Genomic DNA, 21,288 nt, shown 5'->3' on the forward strand with positions numbered 1-21,288 from the left:
GGTACGGTGCGAGGTGGAAAAACACGCAGGGCGGGGCGTCGAACACCAATTGTTCGACGCCCCGCCCTGCTGCATTGCTGGCACCGTTCTACACAGTTCGCACAGCCACTGCCATTTGCCACTTGACACTCTGTACACTAAAATCTATCGGGGTCGACTGATCTGTTGCGCGCGTGAAACAGTCCCGAGATGCGCTGGGTTGAGGAGGCTAACACTTGAAGCAAAACGTTAGCCCAGAACCCTTGAAATGTTATCGCTTGTTAGCCTTCAGCGCGCGGCGGTGAAGCGGGCCGTTGCGTCAAACACCTTGAAATACCAGCCGTCGGTGCGTTCTTCACTCAGCACACGACCACCCACGGACAAAACGTTAGCAATTGTTAGCCCGACCGGAGCGATCAGCCCGAGCCGAGGTGCGGAAGCAGTTCCGGGGGGACGACCGATGACCGAAGCGGAATGGCTGGTGTGCGAAGACTCGGAACGGATGCTCATCGCACTCGCCTGTGAGTTCCGACACCCGAACCGGCGATCCCCGATGTTCGCGGCCACGTTCGCAGAGTCCGGGCGCGTGCGTGCGCTGCTGTCCCCTCACCTCCGAGTACCATTCGACAACTTTATCCGATGGGTTCAGGAAGGAGGACCACACCCGTCGACGTTACCCCGCCCGCTTGAAGAGTTCGGTCCTTTAAAGATGGTTCCCTTCCAATACCTGGATCGTGGATGACGTTGTGGAGCGATTGGTGGAAGCTGGGTCGTTGATCTCGTGCTAGACAAGGAGTAGCGCGCGGCACAGGCCCACTTCCTTTTTTTGGCACGCAACGTGCTAATGGTGATTCTGGAAACCGGTATCGGGCTCCAGCGCCGCGATATCCTTCACCAAATGAAGCCCGAAACGATGCCCCTACGACTGGACAACGACCGTAAAAACGAAACACTAAATCGTTGTGCCGAGCAGCGAAATATCGGTTCATTCGGGGCGATCGGTTCTCAGTCGCTGCACCGATCCGAGTATTCAGGAGACGACCGGTTGATCGCACACGGACGGATACTCGAGCGCCTCAAGGAAGGTACTGCCCCCCACCACGCGGCCGCAGAACAGCGCCTCGACCTGGAAAATCGCCTGCGCGATTCGTCCGCATACGCCGCCCTGATCGGCCGATTGTGCGGGTTCTACCGGCCCCTCGAATCCGCACTCGGCCGCGTGCGCGGGTACGAAGAACTGGACCTGCGTTTCTCCGAGCGCAGCAAGGCGCATCACCTTGTGAACGATCTTGCCGAACTCGGGCACGCGCCCGACCGCTTTCCCATCTGCCCCCCGCCTCAAGTTCCGTCCCTCGGGGACGCTCTGGGGCGCATGTACGTGCTCGAAGGCGCGACCCTCGGGGGCCGAATGATTAGCCGGATGGTGGAGGCGCGGCTGGGGTTCACCCCGGAACGCGGGTGCGCGTTCTTCGCCAGTTACGGCGACCGCGTGGGGGCAATGTGGACCGCGTTCCGGTCCGCGCTCGTGCGGTTCGCTACCACCCCGGAAGTCGAGCGCGAAATCATCGTCGCCGCGGTCGACACTTTCGACCGCTTCAATTCCTGGCTGGCATCCGCCGGGGAGCGGCCATGAGCGCGGCGGGCACTCCAGAAATTGTGGACCTCGAGACGTGCGACCGCGAACCGATCCACGTCCCGGGGAGCATCCAGCCGCACGGCGCGCTCGTGGTCCTCTCGGACCCGGACCTCATCGTTCTGCAGGTGAGCGACAACGTCGCGGAGTTTTTCCCGAACTCGATAGAAGCGGCTCTCGGTTCGAGTGCCGCCGATTTGTTGGGCGCGGAATGCGCCCCGCTCCTGCGCGACCTCGGTTCGCGCCTGCCGCCGACCGGCGAACCGCTGCTGCTCCGCGCGTTCCGCGCCGGGGACCGAGTTCTGAACGCGGTCGGGCACCGGAGCGATGGGGTCATCGTTCTCGAATTCGAGCCGGCTTCTGAAGAGTCCCCGTCGTCGAGCGGGCTGCACCCGATCGTGGCCTCGTTCATCGCGAAGGTTCAGGGCACTTCTGCAGTGAGCGAACTGGCCCAGATCACCGCCCGCGAAGTGCGCCGGGTGACCGGGTTCGACCGTGCGCTCGTGTACCGGTTCGACCCGGACGGCACAGGCGTGGTCGTCGCGGAGGACGGGACCGGGCGGTTGCCGTCGTACCAGGACCACCGGTTCCCCGAGTCCGACATCCCGAAGCAGGCGCGCGAACTGTACCGCCGGAATCGGTTGCGGCTCATACCGGACGCCGGGTACCGTCCGTGCGCGCTCGTGCCGGCGCGGAACCCGCTCACAGGGACGCCGCTCGATTTATCGCACTCCACCCTGCGAAGCGTGTCGCCGGTCCACGTCGAGTACATGCGGAACATGGGGACGGCCGCGTCCATGTCCGTGTCGGTGCTAAAGGACGGCGAACTGTGGGGGCTGATCTCGTGCCACCACCGCACCCCGCGGGTCGTGCCGTTCGAGTTGCGCACCACGTGCGACCTGCTCGCGCAGGTGTTCGCCCTTCAGGTGGCCGCGCGCGAGCACGCCGCGGACTACGTGCGCCGCGTCGAGATCCAGTCGGTACTCACCCGGTTGCTCGCGCACATGGCCCGGGCCGACGACTTCGTGGCCGGGCTGCTCGACCACCCGGGCGACGTCCTCGCGTTCGTCCGCGCGGCCGGGGCCGCGGTCGTGAGCGAAGACCGGTGCGGCCTGATCGGGCGCACGCCGACCGAGAACCAAGTGCGCCGGCTCGCGACCTGGCTGTTCGTCGAGCAGCGCAAAGAGGTGTTCCACACCGACGCGCTCTCGACCGTATTCCCGGCCGCAGCCGCGTACACCTCGGAGGCGAGCGGGCTGCTCGCCGTTTCCGTCTCCAAGCTGCACCCCACCGCGGTCCTGTGGTTCCGCCCGGAAGTGATCGAAACGATCCGCTGGGGCGGCGACCCGCGGAAAACTGTCGAGGCCGGCGCGGCCCCCGGCCGGCTCCACCCGCGGAAGTCGTTCGAGACGTGGTCCCAGACCGTGCGCGACCGCGCCGTGCCGTGGCTGGGGAGCGAGGTGGACGGGGCCACCGAGTTGCGCAACGCGGTCGTCGGGATCGTGCTGCGCAAAGCCGAGGAGATGGCCGCACTGAACGTCGAGTTGCAGCGTAGCAACCGGGAACTGGAGGCGTTCTCCTACTCCGTCAGCCACGACCTCCGCGCGCCCCTGCGCCACATCGTGGGGTACGCGGAACTGCTCAAAGACGTCGCGAAGGACAAGCTCGCAAAGAGCGAGTTGAAGCACGCCGACACCATTATCGAGTCCAGCATTTACGCCGGGAAGCTGGTGGACAACCTGCTGGCGTACTCGCGGATGGGCCGGGCCGCCCTGGACCACTCGACCATCGACACGGGCGCGCTCGTGACCGAGGTGCGAGCGGACGTGATGTCCGAGTTCCCCGGGCGCCGGGTGCGCTGGGAGGTCGGCCCGCTCCCGACCGTCGCGGGCGATTTGGTCATGCTCCGCCTCGCGGTGCGCAACCTGCTCGCCAACGCGGTAAAATACACGAAGACCCGCGAAGAAGCCGTCGTGGAGATCGGCGCCACGACCGGGGCGGACGCGCACACGTTCCACGTCCGCGACAACGGAGTCGGGTTCGACATGCGCTACCGCGACAAACTGTTCGGGGTGTTCCAGCGGCTCCACCGCTGGGAGGACTTCGAGGGCACCGGGATCGGACTGGCGAACGTGCGGCGCATCATCGAGCGCCACGGCGGACGCACCTGGGCCGACGGCGAAGTGAACCGGGGGGCGACTTTTTACTTCACGCTGCCGGTCCCGAACGACCGCGAGAGGGAGTGACCGTGCTCAAGCCCATCCTGCTCGTCGAGGACAATCCAAAAGACCTCGAGCTGACGCTCCTCGCACTGGCGCGGAGCAACCTGGCCAACGAAGTGATTACGGTGCGCGACGGGGAGGAGTGCCTCGACTACCTCCTCATGCGCGGCCCCTACGCGACCCGCTCGAAGGGGAACCCCGCGGTCGTGCTGCTGGACCTGAAGCTCCCGAAGATCGACGGGCTCCAGGTGCTCGAAGAAGTGAAGAAAGACCCGGCCCTCCAGGGCGTACCGGTGGTCATGCTGACGACCTCGCGCGAGGAGCAGGATCTGCTCCGGAGCTACAAGCTCGGCGTGAACGCCTACGTGGTCAAGCCGGTCGCGTTCAAAGAATTCATGACCGCCATTCAGGAACTCGGCGTGTTCTGGGCGGTGGTCAACGAGCCGCCCCCCGGGAGCTTCAAGTCCGGGCGGCCGGCGCCGAGCGAGTGACGGCACCGCGCCGCGTGAGTTGGTTCACCGAAGTCGCCCGACCGCGGTCGCGCACGGACGCTGTGAGAGTTTATGACAGCCACGATCCTGCACCTGGAAGACAGCGACCTCGACGCCGAACTGATCGCCCAGCGATTGGTGCGGGCCGGCGTCGTGGCCGACTTGGTGCGCGCGAGAGACCGGGCCGAGTTCCAGACGTGGGTGACCGCCGCGCGCCCCTTCGACATCGTGCTCTCCGACTACCAGTTGCCGGACATCGACGGGCTGGAAGCCCTCGATCTTGTGCGCGAGTACCGGCCGGACGTGCCGTTCGTCTTCGTTTCCGGCGCGCTCGGCGAGGAGCGCGCAGTAGAGACCCTGAAACTCGGCGCCACCGACTACATACTCAAGCACCGGCTCGAGCGCCTGGTCCCCGCGCTCGAGCGCGCCGTGAAAGAAGCCCGCGAGCGCGCCGACCGGCACCGCGCCGAGCACGCGGCGCGCGAAGCGAGCGAGCGCCTCGCACTGGCCCAAACCGCCGGACGGTCGGGCGTGTTCGACTGGCTCGTCCCCGAGGGGCGCGTCGTCTGGTCGCCGGAACTCGAAGACCTGTACGAGATCCCGCGCGGGTCGTTCGAGGGCACTTACGCGGGGTGGGAACGGCGCGTCGTACCGGAGGACGCGGCGCGCGTCGGCGCGCTCATCGAGCAGTGCCTCGCCGCGCGCGCCGAGAACGTCGAGTACGAGTTCCGGGTCGCGTTCCCGGGCGGCCGGCACCGGTGGCTAGCGGGCAAAGCGAAGTTCTTCTACGGCCCGCACGGAACCCCGATCCGCATGATCGGGATCAACGTCGACATCCACGACCGCAAGGAAATCGAGGAGCGACTGCGGGCCGGCGAAGAGCGCTTGCGCCGGCAGAACGAGCGGCTCCACGTACTGGGCGACGCGGCCGAAGCACTGCTCGCGGCCAACGGCGATCCCGGGCAGATGATGCGCGACCTGTTCGCGCGCGTGTCCGAGGGACTGGAGCTGTCACACTACTTCAACTACGCGCCGAGCGCGGACGGATCGGCCCTCGTACTCGTCGCGTGCGCCGGGGTGCCCGCGGAAGAAATCGACGCGATCCGCCGCCTCGATTTCGGACAAGCCGTGTGCGGCACCGTCGCGATGACCCGGCGCCCGCTGAGCGTCAACGCGGTGCAAACGTCGGCCGACGCGAAGGTGCAAATCGTGCGCAGGTTCGGGGTGCGCGCGTATGCGTGCAACCCGCTCCTGGCGGGCGACCGGTTCCTCGGTACACTGTCGTTCGCGACGAACACCCGCGACCGGTTCAGCGACGCGGACGTGGACGTGCTCCGCACCATCTGTCACTACGTCGCGATGGCCAAGGACCACCAGCGCCTCGCGGCCGAGGCCCGCGACCGCGCCGAACGGCTGAAGGAGCAAGATCGCCGGAAGGACGAGTTCCTGGCGCTGCTCGCGCACGAGCTCCGCAACCCCCTCGCGCCGCTCCGCAACGGGCTCCAGGTGCTCAAGCTCACCGAGGGCCGGGGGGAGTCCGCGACCCGCGCGCGGGGGATGATGGAGCGGCAACTGGCGCACACGGTCCGGCTGATCGACGACCTGCTCGATATCTCGCGCATCAGCCAGAACAAGCTCAACCTGCAGCGCGCGCCGGTCACGCTGGCCGAGGTCGTGGAGAGCGCCGTCGAAACCGCGCGCCCGCTCGTCGACGCGGCCGGGCACGAGCTCACCGTCACCCTGCCCCCGGAGCCCGTGGTCCTCGACGCCGACCTGACCCGGCTGGCGCAGGTGTTCTCGAACCTGCTGACCAACAGCGCGAAGTACACGCCCCAGAACGGCCACATCGCCCTCGACGCGGAACTCGGGTCCGGTTCGCTGGTCGTCACCGTCCGCGACTCGGGGCTGGGCATCCCGGCCGACTACTTGCCGCGCATCTTCGACATGTTCTCGCAGGCCGATCGCGTGGTCGAGCGGGTCTCGGGCGGGCTGGGCATCGGGCTCGCGCTCGTGAAGGGGTTGGTCGAGATGCACGGCGGCACGGTGGAAGCGCGGAGCGACGGCCCCGGGACCGGCAGCACCTTCACCGTTCGATTACCTGTGCCGGCCCGGGTCGTTGAGACTGAACCCGAGGCGCCCGCGCCGGACCCGGTGATCGCTCGGGGGGCCAAACGGCGGGTGCTCGTGGTGGACGACAACCACGACGCGGCCGAATCGCTCGCCCAGCTCCTCGAGCTCCTCGGCAACGAAGTTCACATCGGGCACGACGGCGTCGAAGCGGTCGAAGCCGCCGAGCGCGTGCGCCCCGACCTGATCCTGATGGACGTGGGAATGCCCCGACTGAACGGGCTCGACGCGACCGCCCGAATTCGCGAACAGTCGTGGTCCTCTTCGACCACGATCGTCGCACTCACCGGGTGGGGGCAAGACTCCGACCGCGAACGGACCACCGCGGCGGGTTGCGACGGCCACCTCGTCAAGCCGGTGCTCCTCGCGGACCTGGAACGGGTGCTCGGCGACACCACGCGCCCGTCGAAGCCCCCCGCCCAGGCGGGCAAGTTTTGAGCGGACCAGGTGCCCGGGTGTCACGGCTCCGTGCGGATTCCCATGCTCTGAACGAGCCCACCCTCAATGCGGTACACGTGCCACACGATTTGGTCGTGCAGCAGATTACCGGCCAGATCCCGAACAACTGATGAACGGTGACCGCGGTCGGCAGACATCGGAGCGCCTCCTCGGGGTACGCACCTACTTCTTCTTCCGGGGATCGTCCGCGGGGTCGAGGTACTCGATCGTCCACGGCCCTTGCCCGTGAACCTGGAGGATCGTTTCACCCTTCACATACCCGAAGTGCTTCATGCCCGCTCCCGTGCGCCCGTAGGAGCCAACGGGCATGGGCTTCGCCGCCTTCTCGTCGAACTTCGCGCCCATACCCAGATAGAGCGTGCCCGCGAGGACCGTCACGCGCTCGTCCTTCGGGTGCGTGTGCGGCATGATTTTGAACCCATCGGGCATTTTCACGCGCATCACGAACGGCCCGTCTTTGGCCGGGTCGCCCTCCAGCAGAATCATCTTCGCGCCTTTGGGCAGCGACGGCGGGCCGTCCACCCACTTAATGTCGTCGGGGGTCACGATCTCGTGGTCCTTGTCCGCGTGCGGCGGCGCGCCCACGAGGGCAATTGCGGTAAGCGTTGCGAGCAGCATGAAGGTACCTCCGGGATGGGCGGCCGTGGCATCATACCGCGAGGGAGCGCGCGAGCAAACGCACTGCGTTCAGGTGAAGTCGGTCAACGAGTGCGTTTGGAGGCGGGAGAAATAAACCCGCCCGGGTCGGGGAAGCGAGGGCACGGGGCGGCCTCACCCAACCCGGGCGGTGTTCCGAAGGCGAACCGGAACTGGCTTAAGGATGTTTCGTAGACTGACCGCGGCGAGGTGGGTCAGTGATAGCTGAGGCAGCTTGGGCGGGATGCAGTAATCGTAGTAGATGTTCCGTAAGTGTGTTAAGATTTTGCCTGATTGTTACAAGACGCGAATATTGTTGTGGGCTCTAATACCACACCCCACTCAATCGCAAGCACAGCCACGTTGTGTCCGAATCTCGGACTGACAGGGCTTTTCCTGACACAATTTTGGCCCGCTAACTATTAGCACCACAGGGATTGCTGAGTATATTTCCTGTAGACCGGCCGCGGTCAACGAGGTGAATGGGCGACGCCTCGACGATTTGCGGCCGGTCCTTTTTTTGCGCGCATCCGAGCACACTGCTTTCATCACTTCTCGATTAAAACTCCCGAATCTCAACCCGATACCCCGCGTGACGCAGGCGAATCGCAACCAGTTCGGCCGGAGCGTGAAGTCGGTACACACCGTGACTCTTCCAGCCCTCAGATCCGCGATAGGCCAGCACCTCGAACCGGTGGTGCGGTAACAGTGCCGGCGGACTGGCGTCAGCAATAGTTGGGATCGAGGTCACGCCAGCGACGGTTGCAGTAGCAGCCACAACAGACAACATCATTTTGCGAATCATGGCTCATCCTCGTTCGGGGTCGGCGTCATGCCGGCCCTTCTGCGAGTAGAACGGTGCGATCCGGGCGCGTTGCGCTCGACCCATACGACTTTCATCGCGATTTTAGCTGAGAAAACCGGCGGTTGGGTAAACCGCGCGTGGTGCGAATGGCGCGGAGAAGAGCGGCAACTTGGGACATGCACGAGGCGTATGGGCGAACGGCCGGTGTGAGCCGGCCGGTGAAGACAGCGCCCACAATTAGGGGGCTTCACCTCGTCGTTGACACGCCCGGAGTCGATCAGGGCTGCGAACACCAATTCGGCGAGGAGCTTTCACCGGCCGGCTCACACCGGCCGTTCGCCTATACGACCGATCACGCGGAACTGATCTCCGCGAACTCCAAGTGGTTCCGACAGTGCCGATACCAGTCGGCCGACGAAGCAGCCGTCGGGAGCCGAGACTCGAGCGGGCGGTACGGGCGGAAGTCGCCGTTCTCGTACAGCCTGATGTCGTTCGAGTTCGGGGACTGGACGGCCAGTTGCACCCAGCCGTTCTGGGTCATGGCCTTCCCCATCGGGTTGCCGTTGAGCACCTTGTGCATGATCTCGGGCGTGGTCTCGCACACGATGAGCAGGCGCACCGGTTCGTGGATCTCGACCATCTGCCAGGGTAACCCGGTGCGCAGGTCGCTCGCCGCGCCGTCCATCACGCCGAGCAGCGCCGTGATGTTGTGCGGGAGCTTGGTCCCGCACCCGTACCCCGGCGAATCGGTGTGCGAGAAGTAGTATTCGAGGTTGATCCCGCCGCACACCGGGAAGATCGCCGCCATTGTGCGGGCCAGGATGGTGCCGTTTTCATCATCCTGGGTCGGGTCGTATGCGGTCAGGAACGCGCGCCGGTCGAGGAACAGCCCGCGCGTGCGGCCCCGGCGCCCGACGTGGGTGACGGCGTTGGTCGCGTGCCCCAGTTCCGGCCGCGTTTGGGCCAGATCCTCGCTCCGCTCTTCGACGTGGCGCCGGGCTTCCGCGGGGGTCAGATCGAGGGGCGCGGACATGAACCGCCGGCAGCGCTCGTGTGCGTTTCGTTCCAGCGCCTGTTCGATCTCGGAGCACGCCCGGTTGAACTCCGCCCGGTGCGTGTCCGGCACGCGGTCGAGGTCGAACAGGGTGACCGAGTCGTTGCACGTGTTGTGGAACCCGCCCACGAACCACGTCGAGTCCGGGATGGCGATGCCGCTCTGTTCGAGGCGCCGGCGCACCCGCGGGTCGTTGAGCACCTGGGCCGCCCCGCGGCCGTTCGGCGCGCCCGGCGAGCCCCCGCACGCCCCGCAGTCGTAGGCGGACCGGTGCGGGTTGTTCATGCTGGACGAACCGTGCCCGACCGTGAACACGAGGCGGGCGAAGTTCCCGGTCAGTCCCAGGTCGCGGAGCAGGCGCTCGGCGCTCGCCACCAGTTCGTCGAGCGTGAACCCGAGGCTCCCGTTCGTGGGGCCGGGCGTACACCCCATCTCGCGTTCGAGCACGAGCCGGGTCCGGGACGTGGGGGCAACGATCCGCCCGAACCGGTTGCGCGCGCGGGCCGTCAACCGGGGAAAGAGCGTTCGGGCCACCAGTGGAATCGAAGCGAGGAACCCGAGGGCGCCGGCGAGCACCGTCCCGAGCGCCAGCGAGCGGCTCCCGATGTGCGCCTGGTGCGCGGCCCGGCCGAGAACCCGGTGGGTTCTGCGCACCCGATTGTGCGCGTGCTCCAGGCTCTCGTCGGGGCGCTCCGCGACCCAGTGTTTCGGCGTCATCACGATCGGGCAGAGCGGGATGAAGTGGGCGTCGTTCGCCCCCTTGTAGTACATCGGGAGCGCGAAGAACCCGGCCGCGCCGAACGTCTCGCACTCCGGGGCGACTTCTTCCAGGTGCCGGCGGAACGATTCCTCGCGCTCGTCGAGACACGTCACGATTTGGAACCGCGCCGCGTGCGGCTTCTTGGGCGCGTGGAGAGCAAGGGCGTCGAGCACTTGTGCCCGGAACCGGGCCTCGTATGCGAGGTGAAACACCCGGCGCCGCGGGACGTCCGAGAACCCTTCCACTTCGCGCACGAGCGTGTCCCACGCGGCCGGGGTCAGCCACGCGGCCAGTTCGTCCGGCGACCAGCCGAGCACCTGGGCGAGTTGGAAGATCGGGAACGCGCGCATCTGCGGCGTCGGCGGAACCCACGGTTTGAGCCGCGCCCGCAGGTGCGCCCGCAGTTCCGTGAGCGGCCCCGTGTAGTCGAGCGCCTCGCGCGCCGCGTTCTCGACCGCGAGGCGCTCGAGGAGCAAGCGCACCGCAACGAACTCGTGCAGACTCCCCGCTTTCGGCGGGGTGGGGAGCCGGTCGCGGCGCTCCTCGGTCTGGTGAATCATCCCGCCCCAGCCGCGGAGCGAGAGGAGCATCGCGGCGGTGTATGCGTCCCATTCGGTTTCGGGAACGCCCAACGCCGTCAGCGACGCGCACGCCGATTCGAGCGGGGCAACGTTCCCATCAAGGAGCCGGGCCAGTTCGGTGTCCAACCCCCGGAGCCACCGATTGGGCACACGGGACGACTCGCGGTACAGCGCGCCGAACGTGCGGAAGAACCCCTCCTCGCGGTTCGGGAGCGGCCAGTGCGCGACCCCTTGATCCAGGAACGCGGCGCAGAACCGGGTCAGGAGTTCGTTCACGGGGATGTCGGTATCGGCCCCGGCCACCGCCAGGAGCAGGTCACGATGGCGGACCGGTACCGGCGGCGCGGACGCCGTCTGCGGAACGCCCCGCACCCCTTCGAGACAACTGTGCCAGAGCGACTCGAGGGCACACGCCTCCCAGACCTCCTCGGGCAGCATATCAACGCCATCGCCCCCGAACTCTTCCAGCACACGAACCAACCACGCCGGGCGCTCGGCGGAGTTGTTCCCGCGGAGGTCGCGCATCGCCCACCGGCGGGTCTCGCCGATCAGCTTGGACCGGGCCGCCGCGGACGCTTCCGGGCGCACCCGGCGCAGTGCATCGGTCTCCTCAATGAACCACTGCAGTTCGGCCTCGTTCCGCACGTCCTGCAACGGGTACTGGAGCAGCGCCAGGCGCAGGTCCAGCTTCGTTCCGTAAGGCGGGAACGGCTCCGCGGCCCGCGTGCCGAGGTCGCTCGCCAGCACCGCGCGCAAGTCCTCGAACCGAATGCGCCCGCGCACGAGTGCGTCGCGGTACCGATCCTCGGTCATGTACGGTTCACACCCGAACAACTTGGCCCCGTGCTCGACCGCTTCCAAGAACGGCATGTGCTCGAAGGCGTGGAGCGTGTTGTGGTGAATGAAGACCGAGATCGGCCCCTGAGCGGGGAGCAAGTGCGCGGCGTGATCGATTGTTTGGCGGAGCCGGTCTGTGGGCGGGTCGGAACCCGGCCCGTGTGAGGAGGGGAGGTCGGAATGCGCGGGATTCTTTGCAGCCATAGCTCGCCGCGGTAGTATTTAGGTAAGGACCGAGAAGAGGCTGCAACTCAAGTGCCAACCTTACAGTGCCGTCTAATTGGGCACTTCGGATGCGCCAATTGCGTTCGTTAATCGTGTGTCGAGCGCACAAGATCTACTCTTCACCAGTTCTATGCAAGTGCTCTACAGCAATATCGCCTGATAATGGGCGATCCGCGCTTAATTTAGGCACATCATCGGCGAGTGTGACTCCCATAATCCCAGCAACAAAACTGAGTGCTCGAAATACGCGCTGAGTGCTAACAGCGCAGAGTCAAACTCCACTGGTTGAATAGCAGCCGGGGTGGACGCGCCGGGGCCATGCGGGGGCGCACCTGACCAATGCCTTTGTCCAGCGATTGAACACGAGGTGACCTCTTTTTCTCCGGTAGGGGCACGATGTAAGCACGCCGGTGTGAGGCGGGTGGCGCAAAGTTTCGTGATTGTAACACCTGGCTCGAATCTCCCGGACGGCGTTGTGAACGCGCTTCGATTTGGGGTAGCATCTCTCTGCTTCGCTCCCGCTGAGGCGCGGGGCCGGCTATCCACCACTCCAGGAGGGGCACGTCATGACCGGCTGTCGGAAGTCGATTCAGTGTGTTGCCGGAGTTTTCGCGGTCGCGTTCCTTAGCGCGGCTCAACCGCCAGACGCGCCGCCGGCACCACCCGGTTCCGTTCCGGGAACACCGCTGCCTGCGCCCACGGTCCCCGCACCCGCGAACCAATTACCCGCTTTCCAACCCGGCCCCGGTCCCGCGCCGAACCCGCCGCCGGCTCTTCCGCCCGGTATGCCGGGTGCTCCGCCTGTTCACCGGTTTGTGTTCAAGATCGATCCGAAAACGCCGGTCAAGGATCTGCTCCCGGCTCCGCCGAAGGTCGCACCGGTTAGCGGGCCGGCACTCACCGACGATCTGAAGAAGGTGGTCGAAGTCGAGTTCCAGGCGAAGCCGGAAAAGGTGTCGCCGGAGGCGAAGCTCGCCGAGCGAACCGCGCACCAGATCGCGAAGATCAACCACATGAACGCGAAGAAGACCGATGCGTTCATGTCCGCGTTCCTGGAGAGCCGGCCGGACCTCGCCGGGTTACCGTTCGCGATGGGCGATGATTGCCGCGTCGACGGCGAGCGCGCCAAATACTTCGCGCAGGCGGTGAGCACCGTGCGCCAGGCGCTCGGTTCCGGCCAAGTTGCGGCGACGACGGTCCGGGGTTTCGGTCAAACGGGTGGCGCCGGCTTCGTGGTGACGAACTTCCAGCCCGCACAGGCACCGGACGTGCTAACCAGCGTCCCGCCTCTGCAGGCCGTCAGCGCGCCGCAATCGTTCTGGCAGCAGTACACCACGCTCTGCGACCAAGAGGACGCGGCCCGCGGGCGCGCCGACAAGGACGCGACCGAACACGTCACGCTCGCGCGTATGGCCGCCCTCGCGCAGATGCTCGCACCCGAGGCGCCCGAGATTCGCCTGGGACTGGTGAAGTACCTCGCGGGCGTATCACACATCGAGTCGTCCAAGTCACTGGCCCGCCTGGTTCTCTTCTCCCCGGAAGACGACGTGCGCGCGGCCGCAATCGCGGCCCTCAAGGTACGCCGCGAGAAGGACTACACCGACGTGCTGGTGAAGGGGCTGCGCTACCCGTTCCCCGCGGTGGCCAAGCGCGCGACGGAGGCGATCACCAAGCTCGAGCGCACGGACCTCATTCCCGAACTGCTCGCGGTCCTCGACGCGACCGATCCGCGGATGCCCGTGACGAAAGAAGTGGCCGGAAAGAAGAGCACGGTGGCGCTCGAAATGGTGAAGGTGAACCACCACCGCAACTGCCTCATGTGTCACGCGCCGACCGGTTCCGGCACCCCGAACCCGAACGCGATTTCGGCCGAGGTCGCGATCCAGGGGCAACCGCTCCCGGCCCCGGCCGAGGGGTACCGCCAGTCCACGCCGGAACTGATGATCCGCCTGGACGTGACTTACTTGCGGCAGGACTTCTCCGCGCTGCTGCCGGTCAAGGAGGCGCACCCGTGGCCGGAGATGCAGCGGTTCGACTTCTTCGTTCGCGAGCGCAAGCTGACCGAGGACGAAGCCGAAACCTATCGCACCCAACTCGCGCCGAAGGAGGCGGGAGTGCTGTCACCGTACCACAAGGCCGCACTGACCGCGCTCCGCGATCTCACCGGCAAGGACGCGGCCCCGACCGCGGAGGCGTGGAAGAAGCTCCTCGGCCTCGCGACCAAACCTGTGGTAACGCGCGGGTGACGTGACCTTCCGGCGCCCCGTCGCTCAGAATGTGACGATGGGGCACGGAACGTTCGGCCCGCGCACTTCCGTTTGCAAATCCTGTTTATCCCGTCAAATCCCTTGCCTTGCTGAAATTCTTGGTACGAGTGACGGCCCACCGGTAGTTAGCAGCTACCGGCGGGCTTACGCCGCGCCGTTCGCCAAGCGCACCAACTCGTCGGCCGGCACCGGCCGTTCGCCCAAATCTCTGGCTGGTCACCGGGTCACGGGCCGAAGCGGAAGTGCAGCACGTCGCCGTCCTGCACCGGGTACTCCTTGCCTTCGAGCCGGAACCGCCCGGCCTTCTTCGCTCCCCCTTCGCCGTCGTACTGCGTGTAGTCCGCGTAACTCACGGTCTCGGCGCGGATGAAGCCCGCCTCGAAGTCGGTGTGAATCACCCCGGCGGCTTGTGGCGCCAGCGTTCCCGACGAGATCGTCCACGCCCGGGCTTCCTTCGGCCCCACTGTAAAGTACGTGATGAGGTCGAGTAACCGGTACCCGGCCTTCACCACTTTCGCCAAGCCGGTTTCGGCCAGCCCCAACGACCCCAGGAACTCTTTCTTTTCTTCTTCGCTCGGCAGGATCGAAATTTCGGCCTCGATCTTCGCGGACACCACGACGCAGGGCGCGTTACGGGCCGCGGCCATCGCCTCGACCTTCGCGGAGAGCGAGTTCCCGGTCGCGGCAAATTGCTCCTCGACGTTGCACACGAACATGACCGGCTTCGAGGTGAGTAGTTGCAGCGCCTCAAGCTGTTTGCGTTCCGCGCGGTCCTTCGGGTTCACCGCAGTGGCGGGCTTGCCGTCCTGCAGCACCTTGACGGCGCGTTCCATCATCGCGATCTGCTCGGCCGCGTTCTTGTCGCCGCCCTTCGCCTTTTTCTGTGCCGTGGGGAGGCGCTTCTCCAAGCTGTCGAGGTCCGCGAGCATCAGTTCGGTTTCGATCACCTCGGCGTCGCGGAGTGGGTCAATGGACCCTTCGACGTGAACGATGTCCGTGTCCTCGAAGCACCGCAGTACGTAGAGGATCGCGTCCACGGTGCGGATGTGCGACAGGAACTCGTTGCCCTTCCCCTCGCCCTTGCTCGCGCCGCGGACGAGCCCCGCGATGTCCACGAACTCCAACTGTGTGGGGATCTGCTTCGCCGACCCCGCGATCTTCGCGAGCAGCGGGAGCCGCTCGTCGGGCACCGCGACCCGGCCGACGTTCGGCTCGATGGTGCAGAACGGGTAGTTCGCGGCCTCGGCCTGCATGGTCGAGAGTAGCGCGTTGAAAAGGGTCGACTTCCCGACGTTCGGCAGCCCGACGATCCCGCACTCGAAACCCATCTTGGTACTTCCCGCGGTGGTGACGAAAACAGAAGCGAAACGTTCTGTTTATCGCCAACCGGCCCGCGGGGGTAGGAAGAAAGCACAGGGCTTCCGCCCTGTGCTACAAACGCCGGCCGCTCCGCGGCGGAAAGGCATTGAAGGTCGCTGCCTTCGCCCCGGAGGGGCCGTCTTTCGTAGCACAGGGCGGAAGCCCTGTGCATCTGCGACACCCTGTGCTTTCTTCTGCGAATCACTTGCTCACGCCCAGCGTGCGGCGAATGAACTCGAGCTGGAGCTTCAGGTAGTGCCCGCCGCCAATGCCGTGGCGGGCCTGCGGGTACAGCATCATTTCAAAATCCTTGCCGGCCTTCTGGAGCGCGTCGGCGAGTTGCACGCTGTTCTGCATGTGGACGTTGTCGTCCATCATCCCGTGAACGATGAGCAACTTGCCATTCAGATTCTTCGCGGCGGCCACACAGCTCGACTTCGAGTACCCGTCCGGGTTCTCCTTCGGCGTGAGCATGTAGCGCTCGGTGTAGATCGTGTCGTAGAGCTTCCAGTCTGTGACGGGGCCAGACGCGATGCCCGCGCTAAAGGTCTTGGAGTGCGTGAGCGCGAACGCGGCCATGAACCCGCCGTAACTGTGCCCGCTGAGCCCCACGCGCGTCGAATCGATGTACGGGTTCTTCGCCAGCCACGCGACCGCTTCTTCGAGGTCTTTGAGTTCCTGGACGCCGAGTTGCTTGTAGCACGCCCACGCGGACTGCGCGCCCTTCCCGCTCGCGCTCCGCGGGTCCACCCGGAAGCAGATTACGCCGCTCGTCGCGAGCGATTGCTCCATGACGCGCCCGCCGCCCCACTCGTCGCGCAGAGTCGGGCTGTGCGGTCCGGCATAGGTGAACAACCAGACGGGGTACTTCTTGGCCTTATCAAAGTTCGGCGGGTACGTGATCGCGCCTTCGAGCACGAACCCGTCCCTGAGTTCGATCTTCACGCGCTCGTACTTCCCGAACTTGAACTCGTCGCGCTCGCGCACCGGGTTCGTGTCGAGCGTGCGCACGGCGCCCTTTCCCACCTCGCACACGGTCGCGCGCGTCGGCGTCATCACGTCGCTGAACCGATCGACGAACAGCCCTCCGCTCAGCGCGAGCGACACGCGGTGCGTCCGGCCCTTCTCACTGAGCAGTTCGATGCCCCCACCGAACTGAACGCGGCAGAAGTCCGTTCCGGTCGGGCTGGTGAGGCCCGCGGTGAAGTACACCGTCTTTTCCTTCGCATCGACGCGCAGCACCTCCCGAACTTCCCACTCACCTTTGGTCACCTGCGCGAGCAACGTGCCGTCGGCGGAATAGTGGTAGAGGTGCTTCCACCCGCTGCGCTCGCTGGGGAAGAGGAACGTGCCGTCCGGCAAGAAGTGCGGCTCGCCGGGGTCTTCCACCCACGCTTTCGTCGTCTCGCGGAACAGTTTTTTCGGCTTCGCAGCGGGCGCGGTCCACGTCACGAAGTCGAGCCACGTCTGCGTGCGGTTCTGCACGAACGCGAACACCGTCTTGGAACCGGCGACCCACCCCACGCGCGCGATCACGGTGCCGTCGGGTTTGTATTCGCCCATGTCCACAAAGGTCGGCTTGCCGCCGTCAACGCCCACGATGCCGATCTTCACGAGCGGGTTCGGGTCGCCCGGTTTCGGGTAAGCGTAGCTCTCCAGGCGCCCGAGAACCGGCTGAAGATCGACGAGATTGAACTTGCGCACGGGAGCGTCATCGAACCGCAGGAACGCGATCTGCGTGCCGTCCGGCGCCCACCAGTACGCCTTCCCGTCGCGGTTGAAGATTTCCTCTTCGTACACCCAGTCGCCCTTCGCGTTGAAGATGTCGCCCCCGCCGTCGGTCGTGAGTTGCTTCTCCTCCGGCTTCTCCACGCTCACCGCGAACAAGTTGCTCCCGCGAACGAACGCGACGCTCTTCCCGTTCGGTGCGAAGCTGACGTGCTCCTTTGGCCCGGCGCTTTTCGTGAGTCGCGAACCCGGGCGCCCGTCGAAGTACGCGATGCCGATGTCCGGGCCGATGTCGAACAGGAACGCGGTTCGGTCGGGACTGGTGCGGAACGAGGTGCCCTTCGAGAGACTTTCGGCGGTTTCGTTGCTCACATCTTTGATGGCCGCGAGCGACTTCTTGATGAGCGCCGCGTCGGTAAACGACTCGCCCTTCCCGGTTCGTGCTTCGATCTTCAGAAGCTTCCCGTCTTTGACTTGTAGGAAGTGCTCACCGTCCACCCACGCGCCCGTCGAGAGTGGCGCGCCCGCGAACCCGAAGGTGAACGCCCCGCCGCGCCCCATCAGCAGCGCTTCCGTGATCGGCTGGTTCGCGCGGCGCGATTCAGGAAGGGTGTGTACGCTACCGAGCGTCATCGGGTACGCCTTCACGAGGCGCTGAACGGCGAAGTCCGCACCGGGAGCTACTCCGTTCGCGAAGAACCCCCACGTGGTGAGCCCGTCCTCACTTCGCGGTTCGAGCAGGTAGCTCGCAAGCGTGCCGAGCGGCTGCGCGGTCTTTACCACGACCGTCCCGGCCGGCACCCTGCGCACCTTCTTTTTCCACTCCCCGCCCACATCGGTCACGAAGCGCCGTTTCGGGCTCCCGACCTCCTGCGCGTCCACGCGCGTAATGAGCAGCGATTCGGTATCGAGATCGATGTCCTCGCGCAACTCTTCGACCTTGATGCCGTGCCGCTGGAGCGTCTCGATCGCGACCGTTTCGGTCGCGGGGACGAGGTATGCGAACGGCAGTTCCGCGAACTCCGTCGGGACGACGCGCCCGATGTAATCGAGCGCGTAAGTCTTCGGTTTGTCCGTGGTGACGCGCTTGCCGTCCTTCTCGATCTCCTCGAACCCCAGAATGTCCGTGCTTCCCGGGAACGCCTCCGTTTTCGTCCGCAGCGGGACGCGCGTGCTCTTCGCTGGTTGCGTGATCTTCGCCACGTCCGTGCGCTTCTCGGCCGCGACCGTGAAGCACGCGGTCACGAACGCCCGCGTGCTATCGATTCGGTCCTTGAACGTGGCGTAACTGTACGACTCGCTCAAGATCCCGACGCGGCCGCACAATGCGAAGTATTGGATGCTGTAGCGCGGGGTCGCGGGGTACGTCTCCCACTTGGTGCGCTCCCGGTTGAAGTTGCCGTAGGGCGCGAGGTCGAACCCGGTCGCGTCCTTGACGCGCTTGGTCACCGCGGGGAACAGCGTGGCGCGGGTCCAGGTGGCGATGTCGGTATCGGCTGCCGGGTACCGCGCCCCGTCGTAGGTGAGTGTGTGACGGTGCTTGCTGCCGTTGGTCGTGTGGCAGTCGATCACCAGCGCCGGTTCCCAGGTGTTGATGAGTTTCACCAGCGCGCGAATTTCCGGCGATTCCAGTTTCACGAAGTCCCGGTTGAGGTCAAGCCCCTGCGCGTTAGTGCGGGTACCCGCCCCCTCGAGTGGGCCGTTGTCGCCGGGGCGGTTCTTCGGGTCGATCTTCTCGTTCCCGTCCGTGTTCAGGTTGGGCGCGAGTAGGATCACGAGGTCTTTGAGGAGCGGGTGATCCTTCTTGTCGGTGAGGTCGCGGGCGAGCGCGAGCAGCGCTTCTTTGCCGTCCACTTCGCCGGCGTGGATGTTGGCAAAGGCCAGCACCACGAGTTTGCCGCTCTTCTTCGCGTCCTCGGGTGTCGCGACGGGCGGATCGGAAACCACCAACAGGGGCAGCTTCCGCCCCTCGTGCGACGTGCCGAAGGAGTCGAGCCGCGCGACCGGCCCGCGTTTCGCGATGGCTTCGCAAAACTGGACCACGTCCGCGCCCGTGGACGTGGCTTTGTAAGCGCTCTTCTCTGCTACGGTTTGGAGCGACTGAGCCGATGCGAGCGACGGCAGCGCGAGCAATACGAACGCGGCGACGGTACGAAGCACGATGAATCTCCGGGAACGCGGGTGCAGAAGAGTGTAGCGGGAGCGACCGGGAGCCGAATCGGAGATTCTCTCACCGTACTAAATTGCCCCCGAAACGCCGCCAAGATCGGCTCTCAACATGTGACCTTACCCGAGTCACATTACGACCAGCAAAAAGAACGAATGCGACTCGCGAACAGGCAGAAATCTCGTCGCGGGCATCGTGAGAAGCACCACATCACAAGCCCGTGCCGCTGCGATCGGTAACGCGGTGAGCGTCCAGCGCCCGAATTTCCTGATTATTCAAGGTGCGCAGGGTATTTCCTCCTTGCGCTTTGCGGTTCGTGAGATACGGTAACTAACGTCCCGCACTCCGTCCCGCCGGGTCGTTTATGTTCGAGGACGTATCCGAGCTAATCGCACACAACCCGCCGGGGTCGCACTACGGTGTCGCTGTAGCGGACCTCGACCGCGGGCGGTACTCGTTCGTGGTGGCCGGGTTCGGTGGTCCGAACCGTGTGCTCAATTGGTCGGGCGGCGCGCTGCACGACACGGCCCCGCCCGAACTGGCCGACGCCGAGCGCCGGGCGGTCGGGGTGGCCGCGGGCGATCTCGATGGCGACGGGCGAGAAGAACTCTACGTCCTGAATGCGGACACGTTTAGCGGGCCGAAGCAGTTCGCGGACCGGCTCTTCCGGCGCCGACCCGATGGGGGATGGGAAGACCTGTTCGAGCGCCCCGTGAACCGGGGGGTGCGGAACCTGGCGGCCGGGCGCAGCGTCGCAGTGATCGACCGGCGCGGGGTGGGGCGGTACGGGTTCTTCGTGGCGAACCACGGGCGCCCCATGCGCCTGTACGAACTCGCGCCGGGCGGCGCGCTCGCGGACCTCGCCCCCCCTCTGGAACTGGCGCGCACGGGCGGCGGGCGCGGGGTACTCACGCTCCCCGTATTTTCCGCCCACCCCGACATCTTCTGCGCCAACGAACAGGGGCAGAACTTCGCGTACCGCAACCGGGGCGACGGCACCTTTGAGGAAATCGCGACCCAACTTCGCCTGCGGGACTGTGAAGAGCACGCCCGCGGCGTCACCACGTTCGATCGGGGCGGCGAGTTCGGTCTGGCGTGGGCCAACTGGGACGGCCCACACCGCCTAATGACGCGCGGCAAGAACGGCACCTGGAAAGACGAAGCAACACCGGGGTTCGCGTTCCCCTCCAGCGTGCGCACGCTGATCGCAGCGGACTTCGATAACGACGGCAACGACGAACTGTTCCTCAACCACATGGGCGAACCGAACCGGCTCTTCCGCGTCGAGCCCGGATGCGACGAAGAAGCGAAAGTCGGCCTGACGATGCTCGACGCGGGTGCAGCCGTGGACGCCGACGGGTTCGGCACCGGGGCCGCGATCTGCGACATTGATGGCGACGGCGTGTTAGAGCTATTGGTCGCACGCGGAGAGAAGTCGGCGCAACCACTGGCCGTATTCAAAGCACGTGCGGCCTACCCGAACTGGTTGCGCGTGCGCCCGCTCACGCGGTTCGGCGCCCCGGCCCGCGGGGCGGTCGTTCGCGCCGAGTACGGCGGGCGCGTGCGGATAAAGGGAATTTGTGGCGGGAGCGGCTACTTGTGCCAGATGGAACCGGTCGCGCACTTCGGTCTGGGCGAAGCGAGCGCGGTCGATCGCGTGACCGTGACCTGGCCCGACGGGGCCGGCGTGGTCGTGCTCAATCCCGGTGGCAACCGCGTACTCACGGTGCCCTACCCGCGCGGGTGATGGGGTTCGCCCCGATCCGCGTTATCTGCGTTCATCCGCGGCGGAATTCTTCTCCCGCCTTTCCCCTCCGGCACGACCCCACTTCTCGCCTCGCTCGCGGTTCCGATTGTTCACATCGTGCGGCGGTCTAACCACTTTTTGTTCGCGCGAGAGGCTTGGCAAGTCCGCGGTTGCCGGTCACGATGAATACGAACAGGCCTCGCGCGCCCGG

At 65.9% G+C, this 21,288-nt stretch carries 13 protein-coding genes; 6 read left to right on the top strand and 7 right to left on the bottom strand.

The features are described 5' to 3' along the window. Positions 1 to 267 precede the first annotated feature (267 nt). A complete protein-coding gene (locus J8F10_RS10875; RefSeq protein ID WP_210653846.1) occupies positions 268 to 489 on the bottom strand; it encodes a hypothetical protein in 222 nt (73 codons plus the stop codon). Between the two features lie 535 nt (positions 490 to 1,024). Between J8F10_RS10875 and J8F10_RS10880 the strand changes: the two genes are divergently transcribed. From J8F10_RS10880 to J8F10_RS10895, 4 genes are all read left to right on the top strand, one after another. Then, a complete protein-coding gene (locus tag J8F10_RS10880) occupies positions 1,025 to 1,612 on the top strand; it encodes a biliverdin-producing heme oxygenase (protein ID WP_210653847.1) in 588 nt (195 codons plus the stop codon). Continuing rightward, positions 1,609 to 3,858, top strand: a complete 2,250-nt coding sequence (locus J8F10_RS10885) for an ATP-binding protein (protein WP_210653848.1) — start codon at positions 1,609 to 1,611, stop codon at positions 3,856 to 3,858. Before J8F10_RS10880 ends, J8F10_RS10885 begins: the two co-directional genes overlap by 4 nt. Positions 3,859 to 3,860: 2 nt before the next feature. Further along, on the top strand, positions 3,861 to 4,325 hold the full coding sequence (locus J8F10_RS10890) for a response regulator (protein ID WP_210653849.1): 465 nt from the start codon (positions 3,861 to 3,863) through the stop codon (positions 4,323 to 4,325). A 72-nt stretch (positions 4,326 to 4,397) separates the two neighbouring features. Further along, complete coding sequence (locus J8F10_RS10895) at positions 4,398 to 6,890, top strand: hybrid sensor histidine kinase/response regulator (RefSeq protein WP_210653850.1); 2,493 nt, start codon at positions 4,398 to 4,400, stop codon at positions 6,888 to 6,890. Between the two features lie 20 nt (positions 6,891 to 6,910). Here J8F10_RS10895 and J8F10_RS10900 read toward each other — a convergent pair whose 3' ends face one another. The 4 genes from J8F10_RS10900 to J8F10_RS10915 all read right to left on the bottom strand — a co-directional run bounded on the left by J8F10_RS10900 (position 6,911) and on the right by J8F10_RS10915 (position 11,788). Continuing rightward, the gene (locus J8F10_RS10900) at positions 6,911 to 7,048 is read right to left on the bottom strand and encodes a hypothetical protein (RefSeq protein ID WP_210653851.1); all 138 of its coding nucleotides are present in this window, start codon (positions 7,046 to 7,048) and stop codon (positions 6,911 to 6,913) included. 25 nt (positions 7,049 to 7,073) lie between these two features. Beyond that, positions 7,074 to 7,529, bottom strand: a complete 456-nt coding sequence (locus tag J8F10_RS10905) for a cupin domain-containing protein (RefSeq protein WP_210653852.1) — start codon at positions 7,527 to 7,529, stop codon at positions 7,074 to 7,076. Positions 7,530 to 8,106: 577 nt separating this feature from the next. Then, on the bottom strand, positions 8,107 to 8,352 hold the full coding sequence (locus tag J8F10_RS10910) for a hypothetical protein (RefSeq protein ID WP_210653853.1): 246 nt from the start codon (positions 8,350 to 8,352) through the stop codon (positions 8,107 to 8,109). 352 nt (positions 8,353 to 8,704) lie between these two features. Then, positions 8,705 to 11,788, bottom strand: a complete 3,084-nt coding sequence (locus J8F10_RS10915; protein ID WP_210653854.1) for a DUF2309 domain-containing protein — start codon at positions 11,786 to 11,788, stop codon at positions 8,705 to 8,707. Positions 11,789 to 12,624: 836 nt separating this feature from the next. Between J8F10_RS10915 and J8F10_RS10920 the strand changes: the two genes are divergently transcribed. Further along, positions 12,625 to 14,055 carry a HEAT repeat domain-containing protein gene (locus tag J8F10_RS10920; protein ID WP_210653855.1) on the top strand — a complete coding sequence of 477 codons (1,431 nt, stop codon included), beginning with the start codon at positions 12,625 to 12,627 and terminating at the stop codon, positions 14,053 to 14,055. A 245-nt stretch (positions 14,056 to 14,300) separates the two neighbouring features. Here the strand turns inward: J8F10_RS10920 and ychF are convergent, their stop codons facing one another. Continuing rightward, complete coding sequence (gene ychF, locus J8F10_RS10925) at positions 14,301 to 15,404, bottom strand: redox-regulated ATPase YchF (protein WP_210653856.1); 1,104 nt, start codon at positions 15,402 to 15,404, stop codon at positions 14,301 to 14,303. Between the two features lie 232 nt (positions 15,405 to 15,636). Then, the gene (locus J8F10_RS10930; RefSeq protein ID WP_210653857.1) at positions 15,637 to 19,323 is read right to left on the bottom strand and encodes a DPP IV N-terminal domain-containing protein; all 3,687 of its coding nucleotides are present in this window, start codon (positions 19,321 to 19,323) and stop codon (positions 15,637 to 15,639) included. A 371-nt stretch (positions 19,324 to 19,694) separates the two neighbouring features. Here J8F10_RS10930 and J8F10_RS10935 point away from each other — a divergent pair, with 371 nt between their 5' ends. Beyond that, positions 19,695 to 21,077: a CRTAC1 family protein gene (locus tag J8F10_RS10935; protein ID WP_210653858.1), complete on the top strand. Its 1,383-nt coding sequence runs from the start codon at positions 19,695 to 19,697 to the stop codon at positions 21,075 to 21,077. Positions 21,078 to 21,288 lie beyond the last annotated feature (211 nt).

The sequence above is a fragment of the Gemmata palustris genome, assembly GCF_017939745.1.
GTDB classification, from domain to species: Bacteria; Planctomycetota; Planctomycetia; order Gemmatales; family Gemmataceae; genus Gemmata; species Gemmata palustris.